Raw genomic sequence first — 7730 nt, 5'->3', positions numbered from 1 at the left:
CCCCTTAAAAAGGGGGACTTTGGGATTCTACGACAATCAATAGCAAAGTTGTCAGCAAAGGTCAAGTCATCAGTGTTGAACAAATTCAGCCTCTATTGCAACGTTAAAGAGGCAAAGTTATGTTTGATCCATTTTATCCGTTTGATTGGTTAGCAACCCAAATTGTAACCCAACTTTTGGGCTTGCCGATTTCATCCCATTTAGGATCGAGTCTGCACTTCTTCCTTTACGATGTGCCAAAAGTCTTAACGTTACTGATTGTAATTAGCTTTATTGTTGGGACATTTCAAAGTTTTTTAGAACCAGAACGCGTTCGCTTTTTGCTAGAAGGAAAGCGCACTTTTGCAGGAAATATTTTGGCGGCAATGGTAGGAATTGTTACACCATTCTGTTCTTGTTCTGCGGTTCCTTTGTTTATCGGTTTCTTAGAAGCAGGTGTACCTCTAGGCGTGACCTTTTCTTATCTGATGGCAGCACCAATGGTCAATGAGGTTGCTATTATCCTTCTCTGGGGATTGTTTGGGTTGAAGGTGACGCTGATCTACATTGGCTTTGGTGTAATTTTAGCGATCGCCTCTGGATATATCATCGGTCTGATGAAATTGGAAAAATGGGTCGAACCCTTTGTTTGGGAACTGCAAAAATCTCATCAAGCAATACCTCTAGAAGGAGAAGACAACCTAGAAATAGTGGCGTTAAGTTGGGGACAAAGATTTGAGCAAGGAAGATTTCAATCTAGTGAAATTGTGCGATCGGTTTGGCTTTATGTGGCGATCGGAATTGCGATCGGCGCAGGGATTCATGGTTATGTGCCGACAGATTTTATCACCCAATATGCAGGGGCAAATAATCCTTTTGCAGTGCCGATCGCAATCATTTTGGGTGTTCCACTCTATGCCAATATTGCAGGGGTCATGCCAATTACTGAAGCCTTAGTAAATAAGGGAATGCCAATGGGTACAGTTTTAGCTTTCACAATGGCAGTAACAGCACTATCTCTTCCTGAAATGGTGATTCTCAAAAAAGTCCTGCAACCACAACTGTTAGCTGTATTTATCGGGTTGATGACCGTTGGCATTATCAGTATCGGCTACATATTCAACGCCCTAATTAATTGATTTGCTCCCTTACCATTGCGAAATTATATGATATTCAAAAAACCAATTCAGACCATATTACTAGGAATCATTCTCTTGTTTTGCCTCTTGCTTGGCATTGGGCAAAACCCGATTCTCGCAACAACCCTCATAGAAACTAAACCAATCTTTCAAGAAAAAATGCAAGCAATGTCTGAAAAAACCGTGAATCTGGAATCAGCAATCGATCGCTTTCTCACATCAATTCCACCAGGCTATTACACGATCGCTAGTGTGGAAGAGTTAAAAAACCGATTAAAGAACCCTCAAACCGTGTTGGTGGATGTGCGAGAACCCTTTGAGTATAAGTCTGGACATATCCCTGATGCCATCAATATTTCCCTCCAAACCTTGGCGCACAATCTGGAGCAAATACCGCACGATCGCCCTGTAGTGGTGTACTGTTCCGCCGGGTATCGCGCGGCCATGGGAGTAATGACACTGCACTTATTGGGTTATGAGAATGTGCAGGGATTTCCACCTAGCTTTGCAGGTTGGAAAACCGCAGGAGAGGCGATCGCTTCTAGTTAAAATCCAGAAGGCTATTCAAGATGCGATCAACTAATACTAAATCAATCCATTCAAGGAATAATCAAAATGAAAAGCATTTTACGTTTTATCAGATCGGTATTCATCCTCGGAATCTTAGCTGGGATGTTGATAATTAATCTGTCAGTTTCTCCGGCTCAGGCTGTTATTCGCCACTTAGAAGAAGAATCAGAGCAGACAGTTTACCAATCAGAGATTTATAAGTCTCGCCAATTGCTCCAAGATCAACAGGGTGGCAGTTGGCAGGCGATCGCCTTTGAACGGATTCTTCCCGATCGTCAGGACAGTATCTACTTGCGTCTAGTTGCATTTCCAGGCACAGCAAATATCGATCACTCCAAGCCCCTAATTATTACCAACCGGATGAGCAAAACTTTGACTGCTGTAGATGTATCTCAGGATATGTTTATGGACGACACCGAAATGGCTCCTGATTTAGGGGAGTATGATTTACAGCCGATCTTAATGCAGTTGGAATCAGCAATTCCCTTGCAGCTAATCCTGTCAACTCTCGACCAACAAGAAATTGTCCTTAATGTTTCTCCTGTCGTGGTTGAAGAATGGCGATCGCTGATTGTTCAAAAGTAATTACTCTATTTATTAAAGCCAAATATCCTCAAGATTTGGCTTTTGATTTTAATGTATTTGGATTTCAGAAAATTATATGGGTGACAACTTATGACTATCCAGCCCCTAAAACTTATCAATCTCAATGAATCAGCTATTGAAGAATGTATTAACTGGTTGAGTTTTCATCGAATATGGGGGCAGTTGAGCAGTAAAGCGATCGAGGCGATCGCCCAATGTTTGCAAGTTTTCCAAGTCGAAGCCGATAGAGAAATCTACGAACAAGCAAGTAAACCGTTAGGGTTTTACTTGCTAAAATGGGGGTCAGTGGAAATTTATCGCTCTTCTTTAGTAGGGAAAACCCATATTAATTATCGTAGTGCGGGGGAGATTTTTGGCTGTGAACCTTTATTAGAAAGTGAAACAACGGCTATTTATTATGCTAGTGCCGCAGCACTAAGTAAAAGTGAAATTTGGTTTTTGGGACGCGATCGCTTTGTAACTCTTACCAATACCTATCCTGAGCTTCAGGGAGTAATTAATTATTTACTCGCTCAAGACTTAGCCTACTTTACCCAACGGGTAGCCAAAGAACAAGAACGCATCCAAGGATTACAAGCTTACACTCGACCGATGACCGTGGATGAGTCGGTTATTGGCAATAGTAAAGCCAGTCAAAAATTAGCCCAACAAGTTCAACAAACAGCAACAGATTTAAAACCAGTTATCCTACAAGCCCCGCTTGGTAGTGGTAAAACCTTTCTGTCCGGTTTAATTCACAGTAATTCGGGATTGAAAAACCGCCCTTTTGCTGAAATTGACTTGGCTCAATTACCCAAATCAGAAAACAGTCAGTTAAATACAGATGCCCTTTTTGGTCGAGCCGAATCCCAATTAGGTGTAATTGAATTACTCGAAAGGGGTACATTATTAATAGAGAATGCTCACCTCTTAAGTCAGTCCGAGCGCGATCGCTTGAGTGATTATTTAAAAACAGGGCGTATTATTGCCAATCGAGGCAAGGAAGAGAGAACAAAAGAAACCGTCAGTTGGGTGCGTCTTATTTTTGCCAGTCCTCAGAAAATCTCTTTCCCTAGCGTAGAAATTCATCAAATTAAACTCTTTACCCTTGCCCAACGCAAACAGGATATTCCCGACTTTACCCGTTATTTCCTCGCTAAATTTTGCCGAGAACGAGGACGATCTCCTTTAGAAATAAACCAAGCCGATCTCCGTCGTTTGCTCAGTTACGACTATCCTGAAAATATTGCTGAACTCGCAGCCATTCTCAAACGAGCAGCAAGCATGACTCCCGCCGAACAGACAGTGATTCCTGAACAGGTACTTTGGTCAGTTGAATCAGCTAAAAATGCTTTTCGGGTCGATTTGCTCAATCAAATTCCTGGGTTGCGTCGGTTTTTACTCAGTAACTGGTGGCCAGAACGTTTTTGGCTATTAATGATGGCGATCTTTATTCCCGTCACCATTATGGGATTGATTGGTCCTCAAACTCGTGATGCCAGTATGACCCTCAATTTCTTTTGGGCATGGTGGTGGCCATTTTATCTTTTACTGTTCCCCATTATTGGTCGTCTTTGGTGTGCGGTTTGTCCCTTTATGATTGCGGGAGAATGGATCAGAACCATCTCCCTCTGGATTTGGCCGCGCCAGCTACTGCCTTGGCCAACTAAATGGTTGAATAAATGGGGAGCTTGGGTGCTTTGGGCGGGTTTTGTGGCTATATATCTCTGGGAAAAATTGTGGGATCTGCCTCATACGGCCTATCTTTCTTCCTGGTTGCTAATTATTATTGCTGCTGGGGCTGTCATCGGTAGTCTGATTTACGAGCGTCGTCTGTGGTGTCGCTATCTCTGTCCTATTGGCGGAATGAATGGGATGTTTGCGAAACTAGCAGCTATCGAATTGCGCTCGACTCAACAAGTTTGCGGGAGTCAATGTAGCACTTTTGGCTGTTACAAGGGTGGGGAAGCAACAAAGGTTAACTTCAATAATGCCCTTCCCTCTGAAGGACAAGCTACTTTAGGTTGCCCCCTTTACTCCCATCCAGCCCAGTTAGCTGACAATCGTGATTGCGTTCTGTGCATGACCTGTCTCAAGGCTTGCCCCAATCGTTCTGTTCAGCTTAATTTTCGCTTTCCTGCTGCCGATATCTTAGAAAATCATCATGGTTTTCCCGCCGAAGTCGCTTTGATGCTCTTGTTGTTCGGGGGAGTTTTCATGCACTATTCTCATTCCCTTCTCAGTTGGATAGGTTGGGGAGATTTATCTATTGATTCTAAACATTTACTCATTTCCCTGCCTGTGGTTGCTATTTTATTGAGTATTCCTTTTGTAGCGACTTATCTAATCCATAAGTTAACTCGTCTATTCGATCCCCAACAGCCAGATTACCTTAAAGTTATCTATGCTTATCTACCTATGACATTGGGGCTTAATCTGGCTTATTATATCCCTGCTGCCATTACTGAAGCTGGAACAATTTTACCGACGATCGCCCGCAGTTTTGGTTTTAGTGGTGAAAGTTTACCAACTCTAGCTTGGAGTAATGATGTTGCTGCTTTTTTGCAAGGTCTTACCTTACTAACTGTTTTTGTCCTGGGCATATTTCCCTTAATCAAAATTACCCAACGTCCCCTTTGGAGTAATCTACCTCATATTGGCTTAATGAGTGGATTTACGATGATTTTTTTCCGACTTATGTTTTAACATCAAACAAATTGATTTTTAACGGATTTAGTCCATGCCTATTTACACGAATATCACCGAAATTATTGGTCGTACTCCCTTAATCAGATTACCAAATTTGTCTCAAAGCTTTGGCTGTGTTGCCGATCTGGTCTTAAAATTGGAAAGCTTTAATCCGGCTAAATCAGTTAAAGACCGGATCGCGATTAGCATGATTAACGAAGCCGAAAAAGCTGGCTTAATCGAACCTGGAGTATCTACAATTATTGAAGCAACTTCTGGTAACACTGGCATTGGTTTGGCAATGGTATGTGCTGCCAAAGGTTATCGTTTAATCTTGACGATGCCAGAAAATATGAGCCAAGAACGTCAATCAATTATTAAGGCTTATGGGGGGCAAATAATTACTACTGCTGCTGAGTTAGATATGCCAGGGGCGATCGCCCGTGCCAATGAACTTATTGCTAGTATTCGGGGGGTTTTTTCTCCTCAACAATTTAGCAACCCAGCTAATCCTAAAATTCATTACGAAACTACAGGTCCAGAGATCTGGTCAGATACAGCAGGACAAATTGATATTTTAGTAGTTGGAGTTGGTACGGGAGGGACGCTTACGGGTGCTAGTTGCTATCTCAAACAAAAAAAACCGACTTTAAAAATTGTGGCAATTGAACCCGTTAAAAGTGCGGTACTAAGCAGGAAATCGTCGGGAATTCATAATCTTCAAGGGATAGGGGCTGGCTTCATTCCCGATGTGCTGCGGGTGGATTTAATTGATGAAATTATTCAGATTACGGAAGAAAATGCCTATAAAATCGGAAGACGTTTAGCACGAGAAGAAGGAATTCTCAGTGGGATTTCTACTGGAGCGGTGGTTGCTGGAGCTATAGAAGTGGCAACAAGACCGCAGTATCGCGATCGCCTGATTGTCGCCATTCAAGCTAGTGGTGGTGAAAGATATCTCAGTACGGCAATGTTTCAAATAACAGAATCGGGACCGGGGGGTAAATGATTGATTTGGGAACCAAACCTAGTTCTAACGAATTTTGTTCGAGTATTAAGGTAGTATAAATATATGGTAGAAAAAAAACGGCGATCGCTGTGAAGAAAATTCAGGTTCGATGAGTAAGAATATCAACTTATCACCGAGAATCCAAGAGAATTTAGGAAACATGACGAAAGACTGGCAAAATCGCGTAGTTATGGAATTGATCTCGATGCTCTACCCGTTGATTAAAACTTGATACAAACTTGAGCAAAAAAATTACTCAGAGGTACATCATGAACTTATTCACTATTGATGAATTAACCACTTTAACCACAGCGTCAAACTCGACCTGTATCTCGATCTATTCGCCAATAGAGCGTTTAGGAATTGAAACCCAGCAAAATCCGATTCGGTTAAAAAATTTGGTTCGACAAGCGATCGAAAAATTGCTGGCGCTAGGAATGCGGGAACAGGATGCCAAAGAGTTGCTGCAACCCATCTACGAACTAGATAATGATGATTTCTGGCAACATCAAAGCGATGGACTAGCCATTTTTCTATCTGCCAATCAGTTCCACTATTACTGTTTACCGATCGCCTTCCCTGAATTAACGGTAGTTGGCGATCGCTTCCACCTAAAACCACTACTGCAACTAATATCAGGGGATGGGATGTTTTCTGTTCTAGCCTTGAGTCAAAACCAAGTTCGGTTATTTCAAGGAACCCATTATCACTTGGATGAAGTTGAGTTAACGAATGTACCGACCAATATTGCAGCAGCCTTGCAATACGATGATTCTGAAAAAAGTCTCCAAGTACATACAGGCTCATCAAAAGGCAATAGTGGGATTTTTCATGGACAAGGAGCCGGCAACGAAGATCGCAAACATGATTTATTGAGTTACTTTCGCCAAGTTAACAACGGTTTAGAGTCTTTCTTGAAAAAACAGCAAACACCGCTAATTTTGGCAGGAGTTGATTATCTATTGCCGATTTATCACGAGGCAAATACTTATGCCCACTTGCTACCCGATGGTATTCCTGGTAATCCAAAAACTTTGACCTTGGAAGAATTGCATACCCAGGCTTGGCAGATTGCACAACCCTATTTCGATCTCGCCAAAGGAGCAACAATTTCCCATTACGAGGAACTACAAGGTGGCGATAAAACGGCTAATACTATCGAAAAAGTCTTACCTGCTGCCTATTTACAGCGTGTTGAAACCTTGTTTGTTCCTATTAATAAAAACATTTGGGGAGTATTCGATCCAGTGGGGAATTCCATTCAGATTCACCCTCAACAGGAAACAGGTGATGAAGATTTGCTCGATCTAGCAGCACTACATACCCTCACCAATGGGGGAACCGTTTACGCCGTAGAACAGGGAGATGTCCCCGAACATCAAGCGATCGCGGCTATCCTGCGCTATTAAACCAGATTGGAGCAACCCGAAATGAATGTCCAAAAGAACATTGGATTGATGCAGCGTGTGTAGGCGATGTTAATAATTTAGAATTATTAACAAGCAAGCCATTGCTAATCAAAGTAACAGGTTATGGAACTAGACAATCTTGCAGAACCGATAAGTATGGTTTCCCTTCTCGTTATGTACCACGCTTTAAATTTGTTAAAGGTTTCCAAACGGGTGATATCGTCAAAGCTGTTGTAACTAAAGGCAAAAAGATAGGGAATTATCTTGGTCGTATTGCAGTACGTTCAACAGGAAGTTTTAACATTTCTACCCCAAATGGATTAATACAAGGTATTAACCACAAATATTGCC

6 protein-coding genes and 1 pseudogene are annotated in these 7730 nt (G+C 42.0%); all 7 read left to right on the top strand.

The genetic code is table 11. The features are described 5' to 3' along the window. Positions 1-119 precede the first annotated feature (119 nt). Positions 120-1118 carry a permease gene (locus VB714_RS26175; protein ID WP_323228176.1) on the top strand — a complete coding sequence of 333 codons (999 nt, stop codon included), beginning with the start codon at positions 120-122 and terminating at the stop codon, positions 1116-1118. Positions 1119-1277: 159 nt separating this feature from the next. Continuing rightward, positions 1278-1667 carry a rhodanese-like domain-containing protein gene (locus VB714_RS26170; protein WP_323228174.1) on the top strand — a complete coding sequence of 130 codons (390 nt, stop codon included), beginning with the start codon at positions 1278-1280 and terminating at the stop codon, positions 1665-1667. 66 nt (positions 1668-1733) lie between these two features. Then, positions 1734-2273 carry a DUF3122 domain-containing protein gene (locus VB714_RS26165; RefSeq protein WP_323228173.1) on the top strand — a complete coding sequence of 180 codons (540 nt, stop codon included), beginning with the start codon at positions 1734-1736 and terminating at the stop codon, positions 2271-2273. Between the two features lie 90 nt (positions 2274-2363). After that, positions 2364-4979, top strand: coding sequence for a sigma 54-interacting transcriptional regulator (locus VB714_RS26160; RefSeq protein ID WP_323228171.1), 2616 nt, complete (start codon positions 2364-2366; stop codon positions 4977-4979). Between the two features lie 34 nt (positions 4980-5013). Next, a complete protein-coding gene (gene cysK / locus VB714_RS26155; protein WP_323228169.1) occupies positions 5014-5970 on the top strand; it encodes a cysteine synthase A in 957 nt (318 codons plus the stop codon). Between the two features lie 269 nt (positions 5971-6239). Then, positions 6240-7379, top strand: coding sequence for a hypothetical protein (locus tag VB714_RS26150; protein WP_323228168.1), 1140 nt, complete (start codon positions 6240-6242; stop codon positions 7377-7379). Between the two features lie 17 nt (positions 7380-7396). Continuing rightward, positions 7397-7730 (top strand): annotated as a pseudogene (locus VB714_RS26145) (HNH endonuclease); the annotation flags it as partial.

The organism is Spirulina sp. 06S082 (genome assembly GCF_034932145.1).
Classification (GTDB): Bacteria; Cyanobacteriota; Cyanobacteriia; order Cyanobacteriales; family Spirulinaceae; genus CCY15215.
The sequence above is the reverse complement of the archived record's forward strand: the minus strand, read 5'-3'. Positions and strand labels throughout refer to the sequence as shown.